This window comes from Dermacoccus sp. PAMC28757 (genome assembly GCF_014302635.1).
Taxonomy (GTDB): Bacteria; Actinomycetota; Actinomycetes; order Actinomycetales; family Dermatophilaceae; genus Dermacoccus; species Dermacoccus abyssi.
Genome location: NZ_CP060292.1, coordinates 2524927 through 2548030, shown reverse-complemented (window position 1 = coordinate 2548030; position 23104 = coordinate 2524927). Strand labels below are relative to the sequence as shown.

The 23104-nt window shown below is 67.1% G+C and carries 24 protein-coding genes; 16 read left to right on the top strand and 8 right to left on the bottom strand.

Translation table 11 applies throughout. The annotated features are described in order from the left end of the window. Positions 1–66 precede the first annotated feature (66 nt). A complete protein-coding gene (locus H7F30_RS12145; RefSeq protein WP_187035391.1) occupies positions 67–1551 on the bottom strand; it encodes a leucyl aminopeptidase in 1485 nt (494 codons plus the stop codon). Positions 1552–1668: 117 nt separating this feature from the next. On the opposite strand from H7F30_RS12145, the gene gcvT reads away from it, so the two are divergent. Continuing rightward, the gene (gcvT, locus tag H7F30_RS12140) at positions 1669–2772 is read left to right on the top strand and encodes a glycine cleavage system aminomethyltransferase GcvT (protein WP_187035389.1); all 1104 of its coding nucleotides are present in this window, start codon (positions 1669–1671) and stop codon (positions 2770–2772) included. Positions 2773–2862: 90 nt separating this feature from the next. Here the strand turns inward: gcvT and H7F30_RS12135 are convergent, their stop codons facing one another. Then, positions 2863–3450 (bottom strand): DUF937 domain-containing protein, encoded by a 588-nt coding sequence (locus H7F30_RS12135; protein ID WP_187035386.1) that lies wholly within the window; start codon positions 3448–3450, stop codon positions 2863–2865. A gap of 78 nt (positions 3451–3528) precedes the next feature. On the opposite strand from H7F30_RS12135, the gene H7F30_RS14960 reads away from it, so the two are divergent. Then, complete coding sequence (locus H7F30_RS14960) at positions 3529–3663, top strand: hypothetical protein (RefSeq protein ID WP_255464824.1); 135 nt, start codon at positions 3529–3531, stop codon at positions 3661–3663. 48 nt (positions 3664–3711) lie between these two features. Here the strand turns inward: H7F30_RS14960 and H7F30_RS12130 are convergent, their stop codons facing one another. After that, positions 3712–4317 carry a DUF3043 domain-containing protein gene (locus H7F30_RS12130; RefSeq protein ID WP_187035384.1) on the bottom strand — a complete coding sequence of 202 codons (606 nt, stop codon included), beginning with the start codon at positions 4315–4317 and terminating at the stop codon, positions 3712–3714. 72 nt (positions 4318–4389) lie between these two features. Between H7F30_RS12130 and H7F30_RS12125 the strand changes: the two genes are divergently transcribed. The 10 genes from H7F30_RS12125 (at position 4390) to H7F30_RS12080 (ending at position 14105) form a co-directional block, all read left to right on the top strand. Continuing rightward, the gene (locus H7F30_RS12125; RefSeq protein WP_255464823.1) at positions 4390–5757 is read left to right on the top strand and encodes a dipeptidase; all 1368 of its coding nucleotides are present in this window, start codon (positions 4390–4392) and stop codon (positions 5755–5757) included. A 14-nt stretch (positions 5758–5771) separates the two neighbouring features. Then, positions 5772–6467 (top strand): M50 family metallopeptidase, encoded by a 696-nt coding sequence (locus tag H7F30_RS12120; RefSeq protein ID WP_187035380.1) that lies wholly within the window; start codon positions 5772–5774, stop codon positions 6465–6467. A 115-nt stretch (positions 6468–6582) separates the two neighbouring features. Further along, positions 6583–6945: an iron-sulfur cluster insertion protein ErpA gene (gene erpA, locus H7F30_RS12115; RefSeq protein ID WP_047311464.1), complete on the top strand. Its 363-nt coding sequence runs from the start codon at positions 6583–6585 to the stop codon at positions 6943–6945. A gap of 329 nt (positions 6946–7274) precedes the next feature. After that, the gene (locus H7F30_RS12110) at positions 7275–8261 is read left to right on the top strand and encodes a carbohydrate kinase family protein (protein WP_241510897.1); all 987 of its coding nucleotides are present in this window, start codon (positions 7275–7277) and stop codon (positions 8259–8261) included. Continuing rightward, complete coding sequence (gene aat / locus H7F30_RS12105) at positions 8258–8950, top strand: leucyl/phenylalanyl-tRNA--protein transferase (RefSeq protein WP_255464822.1); 693 nt, start codon at positions 8258–8260, stop codon at positions 8948–8950. The genes H7F30_RS12110 and aat overlap by 4 nt, the downstream gene beginning before the upstream one ends. 76 nt (positions 8951–9026) lie before the next feature. Next, entirely contained in the window at positions 9027–9956 is a 930-nt protein-coding gene (gene coxB, locus H7F30_RS12100; protein ID WP_187035375.1) for a cytochrome c oxidase subunit II, read from the top strand. After that, entirely contained in the window at positions 9956–11680 is a 1725-nt protein-coding gene (ctaD, locus tag H7F30_RS12095; protein ID WP_187035373.1) for a cytochrome c oxidase subunit I, read from the top strand. Before coxB ends, ctaD begins: the two co-directional genes overlap by 1 nt. Further along, positions 11677–12078 (top strand): cytochrome c oxidase subunit 4, encoded by a 402-nt coding sequence (locus tag H7F30_RS12090; protein WP_118913147.1) that lies wholly within the window; start codon positions 11677–11679, stop codon positions 12076–12078. The genes ctaD and H7F30_RS12090 overlap by 4 nt, the downstream gene beginning before the upstream one ends. A gap of 550 nt (positions 12079–12628) precedes the next feature. Beyond that, positions 12629–13159: a DUF6318 family protein gene (locus H7F30_RS12085; protein WP_187035371.1), complete on the top strand. Its 531-nt coding sequence runs from the start codon at positions 12629–12631 to the stop codon at positions 13157–13159. Positions 13160–13538: 379 nt separating this feature from the next. Next, positions 13539–14105, top strand: a complete 567-nt coding sequence (locus H7F30_RS12080; protein WP_187035370.1) for a hypothetical protein — start codon at positions 13539–13541, stop codon at positions 14103–14105. Positions 14106–14181: 76 nt separating this feature from the next. On the opposite strand, the gene H7F30_RS12075 is transcribed toward H7F30_RS12080, so the two are convergent. The 4 genes from H7F30_RS12075 to H7F30_RS12060 are packed head-to-tail and all read right to left on the bottom strand — an operon-like array spanning position 14182 to position 18554. Next, a complete protein-coding gene (locus H7F30_RS12075; RefSeq protein WP_187035368.1) occupies positions 14182–15912 on the bottom strand; it encodes a cytochrome bc complex cytochrome b subunit in 1731 nt (576 codons plus the stop codon). Then, positions 15909–17018, bottom strand: a complete 1110-nt coding sequence (locus H7F30_RS12070; protein WP_187035366.1) for a ubiquinol-cytochrome c reductase iron-sulfur subunit — start codon at positions 17016–17018, stop codon at positions 15909–15911. Before H7F30_RS12070 ends, H7F30_RS12075 begins: the two co-directional genes overlap by 4 nt. 50 nt (positions 17019–17068) lie before the next feature. Then, positions 17069–17848: a c-type cytochrome gene (locus H7F30_RS12065; protein WP_047311474.1), complete on the bottom strand. Its 780-nt coding sequence runs from the start codon at positions 17846–17848 to the stop codon at positions 17069–17071. A gap of 52 nt (positions 17849–17900) precedes the next feature. Next, positions 17901–18554 carry a heme-copper oxidase subunit III gene (locus tag H7F30_RS12060; protein WP_187035364.1) on the bottom strand — a complete coding sequence of 218 codons (654 nt, stop codon included), beginning with the start codon at positions 18552–18554 and terminating at the stop codon, positions 17901–17903. A gap of 216 nt (positions 18555–18770) precedes the next feature. Between H7F30_RS12060 and trpD the strand changes: the two genes are divergently transcribed. Together trpD and H7F30_RS12050 are read left to right on the top strand one after the other, a co-directional pair. Continuing rightward, positions 18771–19826 carry an anthranilate phosphoribosyltransferase gene (trpD, locus tag H7F30_RS12055; RefSeq protein ID WP_187035362.1) on the top strand — a complete coding sequence of 352 codons (1056 nt, stop codon included), beginning with the start codon at positions 18771–18773 and terminating at the stop codon, positions 19824–19826. 19 nt (positions 19827–19845) lie between these two features. Beyond that, complete coding sequence (locus tag H7F30_RS12050) at positions 19846–20127, top strand: Lrp/AsnC family transcriptional regulator (protein WP_047311477.1); 282 nt, start codon at positions 19846–19848, stop codon at positions 20125–20127. Between the two features lie 7 nt (positions 20128–20134). On the opposite strand, the gene H7F30_RS12045 is transcribed toward H7F30_RS12050, so the two are convergent. Then, positions 20135–21862, bottom strand: a complete 1728-nt coding sequence (locus H7F30_RS12045; protein WP_187035360.1) for a DEDD exonuclease domain-containing protein — start codon at positions 21860–21862, stop codon at positions 20135–20137. 227 nt (positions 21863–22089) lie between these two features. On the opposite strand from H7F30_RS12045, the gene H7F30_RS12040 reads away from it, so the two are divergent. Together H7F30_RS12040 and H7F30_RS12035 are read left to right on the top strand one after the other, a co-directional pair. Next, positions 22090–22260, top strand: coding sequence for a hypothetical protein (locus tag H7F30_RS12040; RefSeq protein ID WP_165357813.1), 171 nt, complete (start codon positions 22090–22092; stop codon positions 22258–22260). Positions 22261–22283: 23 nt separating this feature from the next. Further along, entirely contained in the window at positions 22284–23093 is an 810-nt protein-coding gene (locus tag H7F30_RS12035; protein WP_187035358.1) for a hypothetical protein, read from the top strand. Positions 23094–23104 lie beyond the last annotated feature (11 nt).

Here is a 23104-nt window from a genome sequence, read left to right as displayed (position 1 = left end):
CCAGTACCCGTCAGTAGGAAGTTGGGCTTCCTCGGAACGGCCCGGGTTCGCGCGGGGAGGGCCGCGTCAGGACGCGGCGACCTCGAGCAGAGTGCGCACGGCAAAGCCGGTGCCGCCCTTGGGGGTGAAGCCGTAGGCGCCGCCCTCGTTGAACGCCGGAGCGGCGATGTCGAGGTGCACCCAGTCGATCTGCTCACCGTTCTTCTCGCCGACGAACTCCTTGAGGAACATGGCGGCCGTGATGAGCCCGCCCATGCGCTCGCCGGTGTGCTTGAGGTCGGCGACCTCGGAGTTGATGCTCGGGCGCAGGTGGTCGAGCAGCGGCATCGGCCACATGTGCTCGCCCACGCGGTCGGAGGCGGAGATGACGTCGTCCCGGACCTCGTCGTTGTTGCCGACGACCGCGGCCGTGCGGTTGCCGAGAGCGAGCACCGCAGCGCCCGTGAGGGTGGCGATGTCGATGATGAGATCGGGCTCCTCGGCGCTGGCGTAGCAGAGGCCGTCGGCCATGACGAGGCGACCTTCGGCGTCGGTGTTGTCGATCTCCACCGTGGTGCCGTCGTGCATGCGGATGACGTCACCGGGGCGCTGGGCGTCGGCGCCGGTCATGTTCTCCGCGAGGCACAGGTAGCCGGTGATGGCGACCGGCAGTTCGAGTTCGGCGGCAGCTTCGACGAAGGCAGCGACGGCGGCGGCGCCGGCCATGTCGCACTTCATCGTCACCATGCCGTTGGCGGGCTTGATGCACAGGCCGCCGGAGTCGAACGTGATGCCCTTGCCGACGATCGAGATGTGGCGCTTGGCGTTGCTCGGCTTGTACGTGAGGGTGACCAGACGCGGCGGGCGCGCCGATCCGCGCCCGACGCCGATCAGGCCGCCGCACTCGGCCTTGGCGAGGGCCTTCTCGTCCATGACGGCGACCTTGACCTTCGAGCTCGCGAGGCGCTTGCGCACGATCTCGGCGAACGAACCGGGGTAGAGGTCGAGCGGCGGCATGTTGACGAGGTCACGGGCCCAGTTCTGCGCATTGGCGCGGATCGTCGCGTCGGCGACGGCCTGCGTCAGGCCCTTCTCCTTGGCGTCGGCGACGAGGATCTTCACATCGTCGACGGGCTTCGTCGGCTCCTTCTTGTACTCGCCGTACACATAAGCGCCCAGGAGGACGCCCTCGGTGACGGCGCCGACGGCCTCGGCGTGGCTCGCGGGGAAGGCGAAGACGGCGCTCTCGACGTCCGCGAGCGCGCGGGCAGCGCTGCCGGCGGCGTCACGCTGCGCGCCGACGTCGGTGAGGGCATCATCGCGCTCCTGGCCGGAACCGACGGCGAGCACGACGCCCCCGGTGCCGGCGATACCGGCGAGGCGCACGACCTCGTCGGCGCTCGCTTTGGCCTTGAGGGTGCCGAGGGCGGCGTTGACGGCCTTCACGGTCTCGGCGGAGACGCCCTGCGGGTCGACGACACGGGCTCCGTCCTTCGACTTCGCGGTGAGGACGACGAGGACGTCGGCCTTGGACGCGGCGGTGGCCTTGTCGCTGAGGTTCACGGTGGTCACGTGAAGTGCCTTTCTCTTGCGAATGATCGACCCGCGAGGGGTCACGAAACTGCTCCTCGTCGACCCTAGCGGCCCCATCCGCCCCGGACGATCGTCCGGGGCGATAGGTTCGGCTGTATGAGTGAAGCGAAACTGTCCCCGCTCGACGAGCGTCACCGCGCCCTGGGGGCCAAGATGGCCGACTTCGGTGGGTGGGCCATGCCAATCGAGTACCCCGGCGGCGGCGTCGTGCGCGAGCACACGGTCGTGCGCGAGCGTGTCGGCATCTTCGACGTCAGCCACCTCGGGAAGGCGACGGTCCAGGGCGAGGGGGCCCTCGACTTCGTCAACGTATGCCTGTCCAACGACCTGCGCAAGATCGAACCCGGCAAGGCTCAGTACACGATGTGCTGCGACGAGTCCGGCGGCGTCGTCGACGACCTCATCGTCTACGTCAAGGCCGAGGACGACCTGTTCCTCATCCCCAACGCCGCCAACACCGCCGAGGTCGTGCGTCGTCTCGCCGAGGCCGCCCCGGAGGGCATCAACGTGCGCGACGCGCACGAGGAGTTCGCGGTCCTCGCCGTTCAGGGACCCAAGTCGGACGAGGTCGTCTCGGCGCTGGGCCTGCCGGTCGACCACGACTACATGAGCTTCGACGAGGCCGAGTGGGAGGGCCGCCCGCTCACCGTCTGCCGCACCGGCTACACGGGTGAGCGCGGCTACGAACTCGTCAGCCGCTGGGAGGACGCCCTCGCCCTGTGGGACGCACTCCTCGAAGCAGCCGCTCCCTACGAGGGCCTGCCCTGCGGGCTCGGCGCTCGCGACACGCTGCGCACCGAGATGGGCTACCCGCTGCACGGTCAGGACCTGTCGCTTGAGATCACACCCGTCCAGGCTCGCGCTGGCTGGGCCGTCGGATGGAAGAAGGACTCCTTCTGGGGTAAGGACGCGCTCGCGAAGGAGAAGGCCGAGGGTCCGCGTCGCATTTCGCGCGGCCTCAAGCTGACCGGTCGCGGCATCCCGCGTGCCCACTGCGTCGTGCGCAGCACCGAGGGCGAGGAACTCGGTGAGGTCACCTCGGGCACGTTCTCGCCCACGCTCGGCCAGGGCGTCGCGCTCGCGCTGATGCTCCCGGACGTCGCCGAGGGTGACACCGTGGCCGTCGACGTGCGCGGTCGTCTCCTCGAGGCCGTCGTGACGAAGCCGCCGTTCGTCGAGGTCCAGACGCGCTCCAACTGACCCCGCGCCGACGCCGTTCGGCGCACTCACGACGAAGCGGCCGCTCCCCTCGCCAAGGGAGCGGCCGCTTCGCTGTGATCGGGTTCGGCGTCAGATACGTGTGCCGCCACCGAGGACGTTGCCGAGGATGTCGCCCCAGTTCGGGCCCGCTTGCTGCTGGGGTTGAGCCTGCTGGCTCCCCTGTCCGGCCGACTGGGCACCCGGCACGGAGCCACCGAGAACGCCCGAGAGGATCTGCGTCAGGATGTCGGCGCTGGAACCGGCGCCGGCCGAGGCGTTGGTGCCCGCGCCTCCACCGAGAACCCGCTTGGCGAGGTAGGAGATGACGATCGGCGCGATGATCGGTATGAGTCGTCGCACGAGGTCGTTGCTCGTGCCCGGCAGACCGCCGAGCTGGTTGACGACGGCGTCCTGCTGGTCGCCGAAGACGTGCTGGGCGATCTTGGCGCCGTCGTCCGTATTCACCTCGTCGAGCGTGGGGGAGGAGTCGACGTGGCCGCCGAGCGCGTCGAGCAGGGCGCTCTGCCCGCCGGGGTGCTGGATGTTGGCCTCCATGCCGCCGAGGAGGGCAGGCACGACGCTGCGCACGGCGGCCTCGGTCTCCCCAGGGCTCGCGCCCACCTGCTCGGCGAGCTGATCGATCGGAAGCTCGGACAGGATCTCGGACGTAGCGGACATGTGCGTCTCCTTCGAAGATCGGTTTCTCCGTCACCCTAGTGCCGCCGTCGACGCGGCACGGCTCGTAGGCTCACAGGCATGGACGAGTGGAACTGGACCAGTGAGACGTCCGCCCGTGCCGGCGGACCCTTCTCCTCCCAGGAGGACGCCGAGGCCTGGCTGTCGCAGACATGGCAAGACCTCCTCGACGTGTCGAGGAGGTCACGCTCATGAATGGTGAGGAGGCCGTCTACGGGCCGATGCCGCTGAACGACTGAGGCGTCAGTCGATCTTCTCGCCGCGCTTGACGGCGGGCCGGGGGAAGCGGCCGCGGCGGATCTGCATGGCGCGCATGATGGCGTAGCCGGCGCCGCCGCGCGGTGCTGCGCCGAACTTCTGGATGAGGCGCTTCTTCGTGCTGCGCCACATGAAGATCGCGTCGAAGAGGGCGATGAGCAGCACGGCCCACACGATGATGAGCCCAAGAGACTGGATCGACGGGTTGGGCACGAACATGACGATGACCGCGACGAGCATGAGCGGAAGTGCGATCTCACCGATGTTGAGGCGTGAGTCGACGCGGTCGCGGATGTAGCGCTTCTCCGGGCCGCGGTCGCGGGCGGGAAGGGCGCTGTCGTCGCCCCGCTCGGCTGCGGCGCGCTGGGCGAGGCGCGCCTCGCGGGCGCGCTGCTTGTTCGCCGCTTTGGCGGCCTTGCGGTCGGTCTCCACGAGGGGGCGGCGACGCGCTGCCTCTTGATCCTTGCGCTTGGGCGTCGGGCGGTTCTTGGCGCCCGGACGCTCCTTCACCGGGGAAACGGGGGTTTCCGCCGTCGTGGAGGCTTCGACGCGTGTAGCGCCCTGGGTCGTGGTCTTGTCTCGTCCGAACACCCGATCATGGTAGGTCACCCTCGGCGCGCGGGATCGGACGACTCGCTCGCCGCGGACGATACCGTGGCCGGTGTGAACACGAATGACACCGTCGTCGACCTCGAGCAGCTGCGCGAACGCGTCCGTTCCCTCATGCCGAAGGTCGTCGAGGACCTCAAGGATCTGACCCGCATCCCGAGTGTTTCGCTCGGCTCCTTCGACCAGACGCAGGTTGCTCGTTCGGCCGAGGCCGTCGCCGAGCTGTTCGCTGCGGAGGGCATGGACGTGAAGGTGGTGGCCGAGGGTGGACGCCCCGCCGTCATCGCCCACAAGAGCGGCCCGGCCGGAGCCCCGAGGGTTCTCATGTACGCCCACCACGACGTGCAGCCGCCGGGCGCGGACGCAGATTGGGACACGCCGCCGTTCGAGCCGACCGAACGCGCCGGTCGTCTCTACGGCCGCGGCGCGGCGGACGACAAGGCCGGTGTCATGGCGCACCTGGCCGCAGTCCGCGCGTGGGGAGACGACCTTCCCTGCGACGTCACCCTGTTCATCGAGGGGGAGGAGGAGATCGCCTCCGACTCCCTGCCCGCCCTGCTGGAGAAGTACGCCGACGAGTTGCGCTCCGACGCGCTCGTCCTCGCCGACTCCGCGAACTGGGCCGTCGGTACGCCTGCCCTCACGACAACGCTGCGCGGCACGGTGCGTGCGGTCGTCACCGTCCGCACGTTGAAGCACTCGGTTCACTCGGGGATGTTCGGCGGAGCTGCGCCCGACGCCCTGACGACGATGTGCCGCCTCATGGCCGAGTTGCATGACGCAGAGGGCAACGTCGCGGTACCCGGTCTCGATGCGTCCGAGGACACCGAGATCGAGTACGACGCCGACCAGCTGCGCTCGGACGCCGGCATGCTGCCCGGCACGCAACTCATCGGCACGGGTCCGCTCACGTCTCGCCTGTGGCTCAAGCCGAGCATCACGGTCATCGGCATCGATGCCCCGGGCGTTGACGTGGCGAGCAACACCCTCACCGCGAGTGCGCGCGCCAAGCTCTCCCTGCGCGTCGCGCCGAGCCAGGATCCGCAGGCGGCCTTCGACGCGCTGAAGAAGCACCTCGAAGACGCGGCGCCGTGGGGCGCCGAGGTCAACGTCGAACTCGACGAATTGGGTGCGGGCTTCTCCGCCGACGCGAACGGTCCGGTCTACGAGGAGGCGCGTGCGGCCTTCGCGGACGCCTGGCAGAACGAGCCGGTGGACGTCGGCATCGGCGGTTCCATTCCCTTCGTGTCCCTCTTCGCCGAGATGATGCCCGACGCGGCACTCCTCGTCACGGGCGTGGAGGACCCGGACACGCGCGCACACGGCGCCAACGAGTCGCTCCACCTCGGCGAGTTCGAGAAGGTCTGCCTCGCCGAGACCGTGCTCCTGCAGCGGATCGCCCGACGCCTCGGATCTGAGTGAACCTCCACTCGAGCGTGAGCCTCACCCTCGCCCCCTCCGCGGTGGACGAGGGTGAGGCTCTCCTGTGGGTGGCCCTCGTCGTCGGGGTCGCCCTTGCGCTCGTGCCGTCGACGTATCGGTGGGGTCGCCATGGGGTCACAGCCGTCCACGAGGCGGGGCACGCGCTTGTCGCGCTGCTCGCCGGGCGACGGCTTCGTTCGATCCGACTCAACCGTGACTCCTCGGGAGAAACGGTGAGTGTCGGACGTTCCGGCGGCCCCGGTGTCGTCCTCACCCTCCTCGCGGGCTACCCGGCGCCCTCCCTCGTCGGGCTCAGCGGGGTGTGGGCCGCCCGACACGACCACGTCGAGGCCTGGGTGCTCGTGCTCCTCGTCGTGCTCGGAGGGACGCTGTTCCTGCTGCGCAATGTCTTCGGCGTCGCCGTCATGCTCGCCGTGCTGGCAGGTCTCGTCGCCCTGCGCCGCTGGGCCGAACCCGAGCAGGCGCTCGCGGCGTGCGCGCTCGTGTCCGCCTTCCTGCTCGCCGCCGGTCTGCGTGGGGCACTCGAACTTTTCGCCTCCCGTGTCGGAGCCAACGACGCCTCCGCGCTCGCCCGAGCCACCCATCTGCCCGCAGCTTGGTGGAAGACGGCCTTCGTCGCCGTAGCACTGGCTGCCGCAGTCGCAGGCGCCTGGGTGCTCGGCCTCCAATGGCCCGCGGCTTCCGGATGACCACCCCGGCGGGCGTACAGTGGTACACCGGGAACACGCACGCGCGTGCCGCTGTTGCCCTACACACGGCCTGGAGACCACCAGGACCGAGGACGTGAGAGAGGATCGATCCACGATGACTGTGGAGACGAACACCCAGACCGAAACCGCTACGCACGGCGTCAACCTGAGCGACGTCGCGGCCTCCAAGGTGAAGAGCCTGCTCGAGCAGGAAGGACGCGACGACCTGCGTCTGCGCGTCGGCGTCCAGCCCGGCGGGTGCTCCGGCCTGATCTACCAGCTCTACTTCGACGAGCGCACCCTCGACGGTGATCTCGTGCGCGACTTCGACGGTGTCGAGGTCGTCGTCGACCGCATGAGCGCGCCCTACCTCGAAGGCGCCTCCATCGACTTCTCCGACACCATCGAGAAGCAGGGCTTCACCATCGACAACCCCAACGCCGGCAGCTCCTGCGCCTGCGGCGACAGCTTCAGCTGATCCTTCCCTCGCTGCGTCTTCCGGTCTGAACCCCTCGCAAGCTCGAAGTTCAGCCTGGGTGCGACACAGCTTCGGGCACGACGCGCGAAAAGCCCACCCCTTGTGAGTTCGCAAGCTCACTCCCACCGGGGTGGGCTTTTCGCGCGTCGTGGCGTCCGCTTCCAGCGTGGTCCTTTTCGTGACGAGGGCCGTACTGAATTCGTCCGAGGGCGGTCGCTCGTGCGACAAACGCGCGTTCGGTCGGCCCGGGGGCGTCTCAGTGCGCGTCAGTGTCGGCGAGTTTCGACGACGTGGGCGCCCGTCCGCGCACCCGCGATAGGTTGGCCCACGTGAAGATCGCAGTGACGGGTTCCATCGCAACCGACCACCTCATGACGTTCGACGGGCGCTTCGCCGACTCGCTCGTCGTCGAGCAACTCGACAAGATCTCGGTGTCGTTCCTCGTGAACGACCTGCAGATCCGGCGCGGGGGAGTGGCCGGCAACATCGCCTTCGGCCTGGGCAACCTGGGCCTCCGCCCCGTCCTCATCGGCTGCGTCGGCGCTGACTTCGCGGACTACGGCTCCTGGCTCGAGCGCCACGGCGTCGACATCTCCGAGGTGCGCACGTCGGAGACGCACCACACCGCACGCTTCGTGTGCACGACCGACCGAGACATGGCCCAGATGGCCTCGTTCTACCCCGGCGCGATGTCCGAAGGGCGCGAAGTCGAGATCGGCCCCATCTCCGAACGCCACGACGGCTTTGACCTCGTTCTCATCGGCGCCCACGACCCCGAAGGCATGCGCCGCAACACCGAGGAATGCCGACGCCGCGGCCTCCCGTTCGTCGCCGATCCCTCGCAGCAGCTCGCCTTCGCCGATGGCCCCTTCATCCGCGAGATCATCGACGGCGCCGACTACCTGTTCACCAACGAGTACGAGTCGCACCTGACCGAGCAGAAGACCGGTTGGAGCGGCGAGGAGATCCTCGAGCGCGTCGGTGTACGCGTCGTGACGAAGGGCAAGGACGGCGCCACCATCCTGCGCAAGGGTGAGGAGCCGATTCACGTCGACGTCGCCGCCATCTCGGGGGCCGTCGACCCGACGGGCGTCGGCGACGCCTTCCGTGCCGGATTCCTTGCCGGGCTGTCGTGGGAGCTCGACCTCGCCCGATGCGCCCAGGTCGGCTCGGTCCTGGCCGCGCACGTCATCGAGACCGTCGGCACCCAGGAGTACGTCCTGCGCCAGGAGACCTTCCTCGAGCGTCTGCGCGCGGCGTACGGCGACGATGCCGTGGCCGACGTCCAGGCGCACCTGAGCTGCCGTCGTCCTTGAACCCACTCGACTTCACGAGCGAGTGGGATTTCTCGCTCGCCCGTTTCGACCTCGACGACGACCTCGTCGCGCTGGGCGCCGACCTCGCCCCGGGCACGATCGTTGCGGCCTACGCGCACGGTGTCTTTCCCATGGGGCTGGGGGAGGGCGGTGCCCCACCGATGGGGTGGTGGTCCCCGCAGGAGCGGGGCGTCCTGGAACGCGACGCCTTTCACGCCTCCCGGTCACTGCGTCGTTCGGCACGCGCCTTCGAGGTGAGCTTCGACCGCAACTTCGCGGGCGTCATCGCAGGGTGCGCCGATCCTTCCCGCGACGGCGCTTGGATCACGTCCGAGATCGCGGCCGCGTACACACGCCTGCACGAACTCGGGGTCGCGCACTCCGTCGAGGTCTGGGACGACGGTTGCCTCGTCGGGGGCCTCTACGGTCTGGCCATCGGAGGGCTGTTCGCAGGGGAGTCGATGTTCCACCGCGCGACCGACGCCTCGAAGGTCGCTCTCGGCGCGCTCGCGCACGCCGTCTACGAGCGTGACGACGCGCCGAGGCTCATCGACGTCCAGTGGCGCACGCCGCACCTCGGCAGTCTCGGGGTCACGGAAATCACACGTGACGCCTACCGAGCTCGGCTGCCCCAGCTCGTCCACGCCCCGCCGATCGCGGCGTTCGGCGGCTCGGGTCGCGGCCGTTAGTGAATCGTTAACGCCCGGTACCGACCCCCACCCTCAGTGCCACCTGTGCCTGGGATAAGGTCTTACCGTGCCTGGTTTGGATCTGCGGAAGGTGGACGCTGTGCGTCGGCCCCTTGAAAAGACGAGCCCAGCGCGGCGTCGTCGGATTGCTGCTGTTGGTCTCGGTGGAGCTGCGCTGCTCCTGTCGGCGTGTTCGCCGCGCGTCGAGCGCGGTTACCTGCCGCACGGCGTCACGAAGAACGCCAACGAGGTCATCGACTTCTGGCTCGGTACTTGGTACTGGACCTTGGCTGTCGGTGTCCTCGTCTGGGGCCTGATCTTCTGGTGCATCGTGCGCTACCGCCGTCGCAAGAGCGACACCGGTTTCCCGGCGCAGATGCAGTACAACGTGCCGCTGGAGATTCTCTACACGGTCGTGCCGATCGTCATGGTCGCCGTGCTCTTCGGCAAGACCGTCGGCCTCGAGAACAAGCTCCTCGACACCTCGCCGAAGCCGGACGTCACGATCAACGTCGTCGGCAAGCAGTGGAGCTGGGACTTCAACTACGCCGACGAGAAGGTCTACGAGACCGGCGTCATGGCGGACATGAAGGCCGGCAAGCCGGGCGCCGAGAAGGGTCTGCCCACGCTGTACCTGCCCGTGAACAAGCGCGTCGAGTTCGTGCTCACCACGCGAGACGTCATCCACACGTTCTGGGTGCCGCAGTTCATGCAGAAGCTCGACATGATCCCGAGCCGCGTGAACCGCTTCGCCGTCGACACGACGGAGGAGGGCACCTTCAAGGGCAAGTGTGCCGAGCTCTGCGGTGCGTACCACTCGCAGATGCTCTTCAACGTCAAGGTCGTCTCCCAGGAGGAGTACGACAAGCACATGGACGACCTTCGCAAGCAGGGTAAGACGGGCTTCCTGTCCAACTCCCTCAACCGCGCCAGCGTCAACCCGAAGGACCAGCAGTTCCTGCCGGACGGTCTGGACTCGTCCGACATCGTCAAGGAGGGCAAGTAATGGCATCCGTCGCCACCCCAGCGGCTGGAACCGCGGAGCGCCCCGATGGTCGGCGCCCTGAGGACTTCCACGCAGGCCGCACGGTTGTGAAGTGGATCACGACGACCGACCACAAGGTCATCGGCAACCTCTACTTCATCACCTCGTTCATCTTCTTCCTCATGGGCGGCGCCATGGCGCTGGTCATCCGCGCTGAGCTGTGGGAGCCCGGCCTCCAGGTCGTGGACAACCCCGAGCAGTTCAACCAGATGTTCACCATGCACGGCACGATCATGCTGCTCATGTTCGCGACGCCGTTGTTCTCCGGCTTCGCCAACGCGCTCATGCCGCTGCAGATCGGTGCTCCCGACGTCGCCTTCCCGCGACTCAACATGTTCGCGTACTGGCTGTACCTCTTCGGCAGCCTCATCACAGTCGGCGGCTTCCTGACGCCGCAGGGTGCGGCCTCGTTCGGTTGGTTCGCCTATGCGCCGCTGTCGAACTCGACGTTCAGCCCCGGCCTCGGTGGAAACCTCTGGGTTTACGGCCTCGCGCTGACCGGTTTCGCCTCGATCATGGGTGCGGTCAACTTCGTCACCACCATCGTGTGCATGCGTGCGCCGGGTATGACGATGTTCCGCATGTCGATCTTCACGTGGACGGTGCTCATCACCTCGATCCTCGTGCTCCTCGTCTTCCCGGTTCTCGCCGCCGCTCTGTTCGGCCTCGGCCTCGACCGCACGATGGGTGCGCACGTCTTCGACTCGGAGACCGCCGGTGCCATGCTGTGGCAGCACATGTTCTGGTTCTTCGGTCACCCCGAGGTCTACATCATCGCGCTGCCGTTCTTCGGCATCATCTCGGAGATCCTGCCGGTCTTCTCGCGCAAGCCGATCTTCGGTTACAAGACGCTCGTCTTCGCGACGATCGCCATCGCGGCGCTCTCGGTCTCGGTGTGGGCTCACCACATGTACGCCACCGGCCAGGTGCTCCTGCCGTTCTTCGCGGTCATGACGATGCTCATCGCCGTTCCGACCGGCGTGAAGTTCTTCAACTGGATCGGCACGATGTGGGGCGGTTCGCTCACCTTCGAAAACCCGATGCTGTGGGCCCTCGGCTTCCTCGTGACCTTCCTCTTCGGTGGTCTCACGGGTGTCATCCTCGCCAGCCCGGCGCTGGACTTCCACCTGTCCGACTCCTACTTCGTGGTCGCGCACTTCCACTACGTCATCTTCGGCACCGTGGTGTTCGCGATGTTCGCCGGCTACTTCTTCTGGTGGCCGAAGTTCACGGGTCGCATGCTCAACGAGACCCTCGGCAAGATCCAGTTCTGGATGCTCTTCGTCGGCTTCCACATGACGTTCCTCATCCAGCACGTCCTGGGTGTCGAGGGCATGCCGCGTCGTTACGCGGACTACCTGCCGGAAGACGGCTTCCAGTTCATGAACCAGGTCTCGACCGTCGGTTCGTTCCTGCTCGGCGCGTCGATGATCCCCTTCCTCTACAACGTGTACATCACGTGGAAGAAGGCGCCGATCGTCAGCGAGGACGACCCGTGGGGCTTCGGCGCGTCGCTCGAGTGGGCCACCTCGTGCCCGCCGCCGCGTCACAACTTCAACAGCATCCCGCGTATCCGTTCCGAGCGTCCGGCGTTCGACCTGCACCACCCCGAGGTCGGTGTCTTCTCGGTGCTGCCTTCGCCTGAGACGGTCAACCAGCTCGACCGAAAGGGCACCAACGCATGAAGACTTCGGCCAAGCTCTTCCTCTACCTCGGACTCTTCTACGTTCCGCTGATCTTCATCTACGGTCACTTCACGGAGTGGTCCGAGCCGGTCGGCGCCGTGGGTCTGGCCCTCAGCGCCGGGTTCGGCCTCATGATCGCGGGTTACTTCGCGATGACCGACCGCAAGATGGACCTCGACCCGAGCGACAAGCCCGAGGGCGAGATCAACGAGGTCTCCGGTGAGGTCGGCTTCTTCTCGCCGTACTCGTGGTGGCCGCTGTGGCTGGCCGCGTCGATTTCACTCCTCGCCCTCGGCCTGGCCGTCGGTTGGTGGATCGTCTTCGTCGCCGCTCCGCTGGTCGCCCTGGCCGTCGTCGGTTGGGTGTTCGAGTACTTCAGCGGAGAGCACGCGATCTGATCGCTTCCTCGCAAACGAAGGGCCGCACAGTTCTGAACTGTGCGGCCCTTCGGCATGCGTGAGTCGGGACTCCGCAGGTGGTGTTGGGACTCTCGCCACCGGCTGGCTATCGGTCGCCGAGACCTCGCGCTGCTCAAGGACGGGCGCAGTCGGAGTGGTGTCGGGTCAGCATCGGCGGGCAGTCGGGCAGCCGCTGACGCAATGGGCGAAGAACTACGCCGACACGGTGGGACTCCTCGAAATCTGACTAAAAACTTACCGTTCGTTTCGGCCACCCATCCGTCTCCCCGGGAGAGACTCGACGAGTCAGATCGATTTGGTGGAGGTTCTCATGTCCGCTCGTTTCACGTCCGATGCGGTCGGCAGAGTCATGCTGCCCCAAGGTGCTAGAGCATTCGGCGCACAGCGCGATGGTGACGCAGGGCGGACGCCTATACGCCAGGATGCTGCTCGCCGACGTGTCGTCGGACGCTGGGCGACAGCGTGCTGTGCCGCGTTAGTCCTCGCCGGCTGCAGTGGAGAATCGGCACCCGCGGCGTCCAGCGGCGACGTGGCGCCCTCCGACATGTCGCGTATTGCCTCCGGCAACGGCTCGACCTCGACATCCAAGGGCACCAAGTCGAGTGCGGTTTCGACGAGCTTGAGCGCCCCCGCTGACCGGTTCGCGATGCCCGAAGCCGCCAAGGCCCACACCCACGAGGGCGCCAAGGCCTTTGTCAAGTTCTATTGGCAGACCCTCAACGCTTTGGACAGGGCTCCTCAGGAAGGCGTTCTTCCTCGATTCGGAGCGTCGGACTGTGAGTCCTGCCGACTTCAAGAGAAGGCAGGAAAGAAGCTGGTCGCTGAGGGCGCCCGCATTGAGTCCAAGAATGCACGGTATTCAAATTTCCAGGTTCGAAAGGATTCAACGCCGGATTCGGTCATCGTCACGTTCGTGCAAGAGGATGACGGATCTACGCGGATCGAAGCGAACGGTGCACGCAAGGTGCTGCCCCCAGTCAATCTCGCGGTCGCCGCGCGAGCCGACTGGAACGGAGCAGAGTGGAAGCTGGGGGCTTCAGGTGCGGACGAACGTCCTTAGCCTTACGGGGCGGGGGCTCGTGTGCGCTTCGTTGCAGCTTGTTGTGACGGGTCCCGCACTCGCTAGCGGTGCTCCATGCGCGGGGTTCTCATCGTGCCACGGAGGGGGGACGGCAACGGTAGTCGTCCGTGCTCCAGGCAACCACCAGTCGCGACCGTCGACTGTGCAGAATAGCCAGCCAATGAAGAGCGTGCATGTATCCGTTGTGCCTAGCGGGAATCATCAAGCGGCCCCGGTGAGGAGGCCATCGGCGCTTCCGGCCGCGGCGCACCGTGGAGGAGCTGCCACGGTTTTCGCCGGTGGGACGGACGCCGTTGGGACATCTATGATCGCCGAGACTCCGTGCGCTACGGCTGACGGCGTGTCGAAGTATTCGTGCGTGAACCCGGGCCTGAACGGCATCGAGACGGGCGTCGACTTCGCGTCGCCGACAGTGCCTGCGGCTTCACCTCAGGGCGAGACAGTCACCCAGGTAGCTGTTCCGACCTACACGCCGGAAGAGGCTGCTGCTCAAGCCTGGACCACACAGATCTTCACGAAGCCGGGCGTGGACATCCAGCCCGTCGGCAACACGACTCTGACTGGTCTGCCGACCTACTTCCATGCCGCCTTCGGAGCCGAGGGGCTCGCACCGGGGGAGAGCGTCACGACGACGGTCCTCGGTCACACGGTGACCATCCGTCCTGCCAGCGCTCTCTACACCTACCACTACGGCGACGGAACGAATCACGGACCCACCCCCGATGCCGGCGGTATCTACCCCTCAGGCGGGGTGACGCACACCTACGTTCGCAAAGGCGTGGTCAACACGCGCATCGATGTGACACTGACCGGCGAGTTCAGGATTGGCGGGGGAGCGTGGCAACCCATTCCCGGTTCGACGACGGTGGCGGGAACCCCAGAACAACTCACCGTCGCGATTCTTCAGTCCCGTCTGCATCACTGAGACTTATCGCAGACGAAGGAGGGCCCAATCGGCTGTTGCCGATTGGGCCCTCCTTCGTCTGGTGCAGCGAAGTGACTCAGCGCTGACCCGTCTCCTCGGAGCCACCGTGCAGTTCGCCGACGAACTGGTCAGACTTCGCGTCCTCGAGGACCGCAGCCTCAAGCTCCTCGTGGTCACCGTGGTGGTGAGCCGCTTCGAGCTCGGCAGGCGTGACGGGGGCGATGCGGTCACGGAAGTAGAAGTTGGTCCAGCGGTTGCGACGCTTCGCCTTCTTCAGCTCCTTACCCTCAAGGCCGGAGGTGTCGATGTTGCTCGGGGCCTGAGCCTCGTAGCCGACCAGACGCCAGCGGGTGAACTCGTCGACCTCCTCGTGCGCCTCGAAGAAGCGACCCTCGGGGGTGCGCACGATGCGACCCGACTCACGGCCGTGCAGCACGAGGTCACGGTCGTGACGCTGCAGGCTGAGGCAGATGCGCTTCGTCACCCAGAAGGCGATGATCGGGCCGAAGATCACGAGGAAGCGGAACAAGTACGTGATGTCGTTGATCGACATGTGCAGCTTGATCGCCATGATGTCGTTACCGGCCGCGAACATGAGCACCGCGTAGAACACCGCGAAGCCCATACCGATGGCGGTACGCGTCGGAGCGTTGCGCGGACGGTCGAGCACGTGGTGCTCGCGCTTGTCGCCGGTGACCCAGTTCTCGATCCACGGGTAGATCGCGATCATGCCGAAGAAGATCGGCAGCAGGGCGATCGAGCCCGGGAAGATGTTCATGCTCCAGGTGTGGCCGAGAGCGACGAACTCGAGGAAGCCGGGCAGCAGTCGCAGCGCACCGTCGGCGAAGCCCATGTACCAGTCAGGCTGCGAACCGGCGGTCACCTGCGTCGGCTCGTACGGACCGTACGCCCAGATGGCGTTGATGCCGACGAGGCTCGAGATGAGAGCCGTGATGCCGAAGACGATGAAGAAGAAGCCGCCGGCCTTGGCCATGTACACCGGCATGAGCGGGAAGCCCACGACGTTCTTGTCCGTGCGACCCGGGCCGGGGTACTGCGTGTGCTTGTGCACGACGAGCAGGATGAGGTGAGCTGCGAGCAGCGCCACCATGATGGCCGGGATGAGCAGGATGTGCAGCGAGTAGAAGCGGGGGATGATCATCTCGCCGGGGAAACCGCCGCCGAACAGACCGTACGAGATGTACGTACCGACGATCGGCGTGGAGAGGATGAAGCCCTGCATCGCTCGGATACCCGTACCGGACAGGAGGTCGTCCGGGAGGGAGTAGCCCATGAAGCCCTCGATGCAGGCCAGCATGAACAGCAGGGTTCCGATGACCCAGTTGATCTCACGCGGCTTGCGGAAAGCACCCGTGAAGAACACGCGGAACATGTGCATCATGATCGACACGACGAACAGCAGAGCCGCCCAGTGGTGGAGCTGACGGATCAGCAGACCACCGCGGATGTCGAACGAGATGTCGAGGGTCGAGGCGAACGCCTCGGACATCTGGATGCCCTGCAGCGGCACGTACGAGCCGTTGTAGGTGGTGTGGCCCATCGACGGCACGAACCAGAACGTGAGGAACGTACCGGTGATGAGCAGGATGATGAAGGAGTACAGCGCGACCTCACCGAGCATGAAGCTCCAGTGATCCGGGAAGACCTTCTTCATGAGGAAGCGCACGCCCTTGGCGGCGCCGCTGCGCTCGTCGATCCAGTTCGACACACCCGCCAGGCCGCCCTTGGGGTCCTGACGCTGCGTCGTCGGAGCGTGCGAGTCGCGCGCGGAAGCAGCGGTGCTCACGACTTGAGTTCCTTCCCGTTGTCTTCCCAGAAGCTCGGTCCGACCGGGCGCTTGAAGCCCTGGTCAGCCACGAGGTAGCCCTCGTCGTCGACGGAGATCTTCAGCTGCGGCAGCGGGCGCTTGGCCGGGCCGAAGATGACCTTGCAGTCGTCCGTCATGTCGAACGTGGACTGGTGGCAGGGGCAGAGCAGGTGGTGCGTCTGCTGCTCGTAGAGGCCCACCGGGCAACCCACGTGCGTGCAGATCTTGGAGTAGGCGACGATGCCGTCGACACCCCACTGACGCTGACGCTCCGACTTGATCTTGGCCTCGTCGAGACGGACGAGGATCACGGAGGCCTTCGTCTTCTCGTTGAGGGGGTGCTCGGTGTCGTTGACACCCTCGGGCAGGACGTGGAAGACCGAGCCCAGCGTCACGTCGGAAGCGCGGATGGCGGTGCCTTCCGGGTCACGCATGAGACGACGGCCGCGGCCGTTGATCTTCGTGTCCCACATCGTCTTGACGAGGTCGAGCTTCGGCATCGGGCCCAGGCCACCGAGGAGGGGGAGGGCGACCGGCACGGCGAACAGGCCGAGCGCGCCACCGAGCGTCCACTTCAGGAGCGGGCGACGCTTGAGCTGAGCAGCCTCGGCGCCACCGGTCATGATGTTGGCGGCGGCTTCCCAGGCCTCGTCGTCCGACTTCAGCTCGTGACGCTCTTCGATGACCTCTTCGTCCGGCATGATCGTCTTCGCCCAGTGGACGGCACCGAGGCCGATACCGAGCAGCGACAGCGCCAGCGTGAAGCCGAGAACGAAGTGAAGCGCCTTGGTCGGGCCGACGAACGGGATCGTCATGACCGAGTTCTTGTCGATCGCGAAGTAGGCCACGACGAACAGCACCGTGGCGAGCATCGACATGATGAACAGGGTTGCGACCTGACGCTCGGACCGCTTGGCAGCAGACGGGTCCTCGTCACCGAGACGGTGGACGTGCGGCGGGAGGCCAGGGTTCTCGAAGCGGTCGGGAAGTGCGCCCGTGCCCTCGATGTGCCCGTCGTTCAGGCTGACCGGAGCGTAGTCCGACGAGCCCTCGCCCGGGTGCGCCGAAGCGCCGGATTCATTCATGTTCTTGCGATTCCTGTCTGACGAGTCAGATCCGAAACGGGGAAACTTCATCAGGCCGCCTTACGTCCGAGCCACACGGCCACACCGATGCACAGGCCGATACCGAACGTCCAGGCGAACATGCCCTCCGTCACCGGGCCGAGAGCACCGAGGTTGTGACCGCCCTCAGCAGGGTCGTTCTCGACGTGCTTGAGGTAGGTGATGATGTCCTTCTTGTCCTGCGGCGACAGGTTGGTGTCGTTGAACACCGGCATCGACTGGGGGCCCGTGACCATGGCCTCGTAGATGTGCTTGCCGCTGACCGACATCAGGGTCGGGGCGTACTTGCCTCGCGTCAGGGCGCCGCCCTGGCCGGAGGCGTTGTGGCACATGGCGCAGTTGACGCGGAAGAGCTCGCCACCCTTGGCAGCGTTGCCGCCCGGGGTCGTGTACTCCTTCTCCGGAACGCTCGGGCCGGGGCCCAGGCTCTGGACGTAGGCAGCCATCTGCGCGATCTGCTCGTCCGAGAACTGGACGTTGTTGCGCTGGGCCTGCGTGTTCGGAGCCGCGAGCGGCATACGGCCGGTGCCGACCTGGAAGTCGACCGACGCGGCGCCGACGCCGACGAGCGACGGGCCGGAGGTGGTGCCGGTGGCGTTGGTGCCGTGGCAGGTGGAGCAGTTCGAGAGGAACAGCTGCTTACCGGCCTTGACGTCCTCGGCGCTGGCGCCGGCAGCCTTGGCGGTCTTGGGCGCGAACGCGGCGTAGAGGCCACCGGTCACCACGAGGGCGAGAAGCAGCACGACGAACAGGGCAGCCGGGTGTCGGCGGCGGGCGGCGAGAGTGCTCACGAGAACATCCTGTCGACGGTCGGGGAAATGATGCGGCGCGGTTCGTGGCGCATTACTTCAGGAGGTAGATGGTGGCGAACAGTGCGATCCAGACGACATCGACGAAGTGCCAGTAGTAGGACGTGACGATGGCGCCGGTGGCCTGGTGGTGGCTGTAGTTCTTCGACGTGAAGGTACGGCCGATGATCAGCAGGAAGGCCAGGAGACCCAGGGTCACGTGGATGCCGTGGAAGCCGGTGGTGATGTAGAACATCGAACCGTAGGCGTCACTGTCGAGCGAGATGCCCGCCTCGTGGAGCTCGGAGTACTCCAGCACCTGGCCGGACACGAAGATCGCGCCGAACAGGTAGGTGAGGGAGTACCACTCGCGCATGCCCCACTTGCCGACCTCGAGAAGCTTGCCCGTGCGGTGCGGGATGCCGTGCTCGGCCTTGAACACGCCGAGCTGACACCACACGGACGAGATCACGAGGACCGTCGTGTTGATGGCCGCGAACGTGACATTGAGGTGATGCGTGCGGTCATGCCACAGGTCACCTGCCACGGCGCGGATCGTGAAGTACATCGCGAACAAGCCGGCAAAGAACATGAGTTCGCTTCCGAGCCACACCATCGTGCCAACGGCAGTCAGGTTGGGTCGGGTCGCCGGTCCGTGCCCGGCGGGGATGCCGTGTTCGCTCGTCTGAGCTGTAGTTGCGGTCGCCACCCGGACATTATGTCCTGCCCATTCCCCGATCGCGCACGCGGCCCCCCGAAGAGACACACTTTTGTTACTTCCGCTGTGAGAGCACTGGGTTTCGCACGGGTTCGAGCTGTGGGTGTGATGCGCGTCGTTCCGCGCATCGGGAGGCGGCACAGGGTGAGTCGGCGGCGGGCCTAGAGTTGGGGAGAACCCGTCGTCCGACACCAGCGAGGTATCGCAATGCAGTGGCCGCAACTCGTCTCACACCTCGTGCGAGGTGAGGACCTCAGCTATGAGCAGGCTCGTGGGGCCATGGACGCGATCATGTCCGGGGAGGTCTCGCCCGTCCGGATGGCTGCGTTCCTCGTGGCTCTTCATTCCAAGGGCGAGACCGTGCAGGAGCTTCAGGGCCTCGCGGACGTCATGGTCGAACACGCGCGCGCTCTCGAGGTGCCGGGCCCGACGCTCGACATCGTCGGCACCGGTGGCGACATGGCACACACGGTGAACATCTCGACGATGGCGTCGCTCGTCTGTGCCGGCGCCGGGGTGCGAGTGGCCAAGCACGGCAACCGGGCGAGTTCCAGTTCGACGGGCACTGCGGACGTCCTGGAGGCTCTCGGCGTCGATCTCACGACGGAGCCCGAGCGTCTGCAGGCCGAAGCGCTCGAGGCCCCCATGACCTTCCTCTTCGCGCAGCTTTTCCACCCCGCCATGCGTCACGCGGCGACGACGCGCCGGGAACTCGCCGTTCCGACGGCCTTCAACTTCCTCGGTCCGCTGACCAACCCTGTGCGCCCTGCGGTGGCCGCGGTCGGGTGCACGAACAAGGCGATGGCCCCGGTCATGGCGGGCGTGTTCGCCGAGCGCGGCACGGATGCGGCCGTTTTCCGCGGTGATGACGGGCTCGACGAACTCACCCTTGCCACGACGTCGACGGTGTGGTGGGTGTTCGACGGCGCGGTGGAGGAGCACGTGCTCGGCCCGCAGGACGTCGGTCTCGAAACGGCACCGCTGGAAGCCTTGCGAGGTGGCCAGGCGGACGAGAACGCTGAGGTCGTGCGCCGTCTGCTGGCCGGCGATCACGGTCCGGTGCGGGACGCCGTCCTGCTCAACGCGGGGCTCGCATTGGCCCTGACGGAGCAGCAGGCGAACGGTGAGCGCTTCGGTGGACGCGGTGATCTGGCCGAGGCCGTGCGAGCCGGCATCGCCCGGGGCGCAGAGGCCATCGACTCCGGTGCTGCCGCCGGAGTTCTCGACGGTTGGGTCGAGCGTTCCCGCTCGGCGTCACGCTGACGATCGCTACGGTGTACCCGTGATCACCGCAATTGTTCTCATCGAAGCCGAGGTCTCCCGCATCCCCGAGGTGGCCGCGGAGCTGGCCGATCTCGACGGCGTCGACGAGGTGTACTCCGTGACAGGCGGCGTCGACCTCATCGCCATGGTGCGCGTTCCCTCCTACGAGGACCTCGCGCCTGTCATCTCCGATCGCATCAACAAGGTCACCGGCGTGACGGGCACGGACACGCACCTCGCGTTCCGCACCTACTCCAAGCACGACCTCGAGGCCGGTTTCGACCTCGGCCTCGACGGCTGAGAACCCGTCACGAAGCGCGCTCGTCCTCCCACGCGAGTTCGCGAGCGCGCTCGACGAGGGGATCGAGCCGTGACAAGGCGCCGCCGGCACCGCCCACGGGGCTGACCCACGGAAGATTCGAGTCGACCACGCGGGTTCCGGGGCGCTCGAGCCAGCGCAGCACCACGTCGCTCTCCTCTGGGAGTGTCTCGTCGGTGGGCGACACCGCTTCGGCGAAGAGGGCGAGTGACTCGATGACCGGGCGCGGATCTTCGCCGCGATTCGCGTGTGCCGACCCGGCTAGTCGCCCGTATCGGACGACGGCGAACTCCCAGCCTCCGCCGGCGCGTGGCCGCGCAGCGACGAAGTGGGGGTTCTCGACGAGCGGGGCGCGCCGCTGGTGACGATCGGTGCCGCGCAGCATCTCCACGAGGGCGTCGCGCGTGGCGCGGGCCTCTTCGAAGCGCTCGTCCGTGGCCAGGCGAGCGAGACGTCCTTCGAGATCGGAGACGAGCGTCGAGGTGCCGGACTCGAGCTCCTGGCGCAGCGCCGTCACGATCGGCGCGTAGGCCTCCGGTGTGAGTTCGCCGAGGCAGGGGGCATCGCATCGGTCGATCTCGGCGAGAACGCACGGGGGCGCGCCCTTGCTCGAAATCGGTTGAGTGCACTGGCGGATCCGGCGCACGTCGTGGATGGCGTCACGCGCGGCGCCGGCCGCGGTCTTCGATCGGAACGGGCCCACGTAGAGGGCCTCGTCGTCGCGTCGGGAACGGACGACGGACAAGCGGGGGAAGCGCTCGTCGGTGACCTTGAGCCATGCGGCCTTCTCGGGCCGGGCGGAGCGCCGATTGAAGCGAGGGCGGAACTCTGCGATCAATCGGATCTCGCGCACATGAGCTTCGAGCGCGGTGGCGCAGGGGATGGGCGTGACGGTGTGCGCGAGGTCGACCATGAGGCCCATTCCGCGCCGCTTCTCGGACGCCGTGAAGTAACTCTTGACTCGACGTTTAATGTTTCCCGACGTGCCGACGTAGAGCGGAACGCCCTGCTCGTCCTTGAAGACATAGACGCCCGGCGCCTCGGGTAGGCCGTCGGCCATCGTCGCGCGACGGCGACGCGCAGCGGGCACCTTGGCGCCGAAGACGAGGAGATCCTCGCGGGACGTCACGCCGAGTGAGCCGGCACGGGCGAGGAGAGCGTGCAGCACGTCGACCGTGGCTCGCGCGTCGGCGAGAGCGCGGTGATTGGGCGTCGTGTGAGCACCGAAGTGCGCGGCCAGGGTTCCGAGGCGGTGGTTGCGCACCTCGTCGCGTGGGACGAGGGCGCGAGCGAGCTTCACCGTGTCGACGACGTCGGGGGCGGGCCAGTCGATGGCGTGGCCGGCGCACGCGGCTTTGAGGAAACCGACGTCGAATCCGGCGTTGTGGGCCACGAGAACGCTGTCATGTCCGAGGAACTCGAGGAAGGCCGGCAGAACCCCCGCGATGCGTGGGGCGTCGTACACCATGCTCGTCGTGATGCCGGTGAGGCGCTGGATCTGGACGGGGATCTCATGGCCGGGGTCGACCAGCGTGGCGAACTCTCCCAGGATCTCGCCGCCGCGCACCTTCACGGCGCCGATCTCGGTTATGCCCTCGGCCTCGGGGCGCCCGCCCGTCGTCTCGAGATCGACCACGACGAACGTCACGTCGACGAGGGGCGTGCCGAGGTCACTGAGCGACGTCTGCACGCCCGTCTGCGCTGTCGTGATCTCCATGCTCCGCACGGTAGATGCCGGCACCGACAACCCCTTGCTCCTCGAGGCTCAATGGCGCCGGCCATCGGATGAATTCCGCTGAATGGCGGGGTTGTCGGTACCCGCACCTACCGTCGTCGTCACAAGCCGATCGCATGGGCGAACGGCCGCGAGAACCAACCGAAGGGGGCATCATGCTCATCTCGTGCAACTCCTGCCCGGTGCGGGGTCGCGCTTGCGACTCATGCGTGGTCACGACCTTCCTCGGGCTGCCCGAACCGGCCCTCGGCGAACCCGAGTGGGAGGCCGAGGACCACCGGGTGCTCGACACCCTGTGCGCCTCCGGCCTCGTGTCCGCCCACGACGCGGCGGAGGCGCGTCTCGAGCGCGCGCCGTTCGGTCTTCAGGTGGCCGTCTGAGACGCGCCCTCTAGGGTTGGCGCATGCCGTCCCGCCGCCGTGTTCTCGGGTTGCTGCCCGTCGTCCTCGCCGCGGCATGCTCTGGTGGCGACGGTGATGCTCGCGACGCGGAGCCGCCGTCGGGGTCAGGGGGCGATTCGTCGCGGCAGACGATGCGCCTCGAGACGCCGCTCAGCTCGATCGACCTGTTGGTGACCGAGGGGAACGCATCGGAGTGGGCGGATCGTGTGAAGAGTGCGGCAGGCGACGTGGCCACGATCTGGGGTAAGGCCCAGGGGAGCGTGAGGGTCGCGGTCGTCGACGACGCCACCTTCGCTGCGGCTGCTGACGGGCTCGACGGCTCGACGGCAGCCGTGACGACGAGCGACGGGCGCGTGCTCGTCTCGCCCAGCGCGGCGAGATCGCTGACCGACATCGGGCGACAGGTCGTCATTGCACACGAACTGGCGCACGTGCGGTTGCGACACTTCGGTTCCGACCGCACAGCGCTCTGGCTCAAGGAGGGCGCTGCGGAGTGGACCGCAACCCCCGACCAGGCGCCGAGGCTCCCCGCGCGTTGGCCGAATCTTGCGGCAGCCCACAACGCGCGGCAGGGACACTTCACCGGTCCACCGTCGGCGCAGCAGTTCCAGCGTGATGCCCGCCTGGGGTACGAGTGGTCCGCGGCTTACGTCACCTACCTGGCCCACGTCGCAGGTGCGGCGGTGCTCAAGCGTCTCGTGCAGTCGCGCGCGGACGAGGAGCACGCAGGCTCCTCGGCCCGACAGATCGTCCCCGAAGGCGCCGAGTCGTTCGTCGCGTGGTTGGAACGCGCACTGAACTCCGGTGGCTGAGGGCGGCGAAC

What these genes read in the sequence shown, in the direction of transcription:
- gcvT (WP_187035389.1), top strand. Translation starts at nt 1,669, where the DNA reads ATGAGTGAAGCGAAACTGTCCCCGCTCGACGAGCGTCACCGCGCCCTG.
- trpD (WP_187035362.1), top strand. Translation starts at nt 18,771, where the DNA reads ATGCAGTGGCCGCAACTCGTCTCACACCTCGTGCGAGGTGAGGACCTC.
- H7F30_RS12045 (WP_187035360.1), bottom strand. Translation starts at nt 21,862, where the DNA reads ATGGAGATCACGACAGCGCAGACGGGCGTGCAGACGTCGCTCAGTGAC.
- H7F30_RS12090 (WP_118913147.1), top strand. Translation starts at nt 11,677, where the DNA reads ATGAAGACTTCGGCCAAGCTCTTCCTCTACCTCGGACTCTTCTACGTT.
- ctaD (WP_187035373.1), top strand. Translation starts at nt 9,956, where the DNA reads ATGGCATCCGTCGCCACCCCAGCGGCTGGAACCGCGGAGCGCCCCGAT.
- erpA (WP_047311464.1), top strand. Translation starts at nt 6,583, where the DNA reads ATGACTGTGGAGACGAACACCCAGACCGAAACCGCTACGCACGGCGTC.
- H7F30_RS12070 (WP_187035366.1), bottom strand. Translation starts at nt 17,018, where the DNA reads ATGAATGAATCCGGCGCTTCGGCGCACCCGGGCGAGGGCTCGTCGGAC.
- H7F30_RS12035 (WP_187035358.1), top strand. Translation starts at nt 22,284, where the DNA reads ATGCCGTCCCGCCGCCGTGTTCTCGGGTTGCTGCCCGTCGTCCTCGCC.
- H7F30_RS14960 (WP_255464824.1), top strand. Translation starts at nt 3,529, where the DNA reads ATGGACGAGTGGAACTGGACCAGTGAGACGTCCGCCCGTGCCGGCGGA.
- H7F30_RS12135 (WP_187035386.1), bottom strand. Translation starts at nt 3,450, where the DNA reads ATGTCCGCTACGTCCGAGATCCTGTCCGAGCTTCCGATCGATCAGCTC.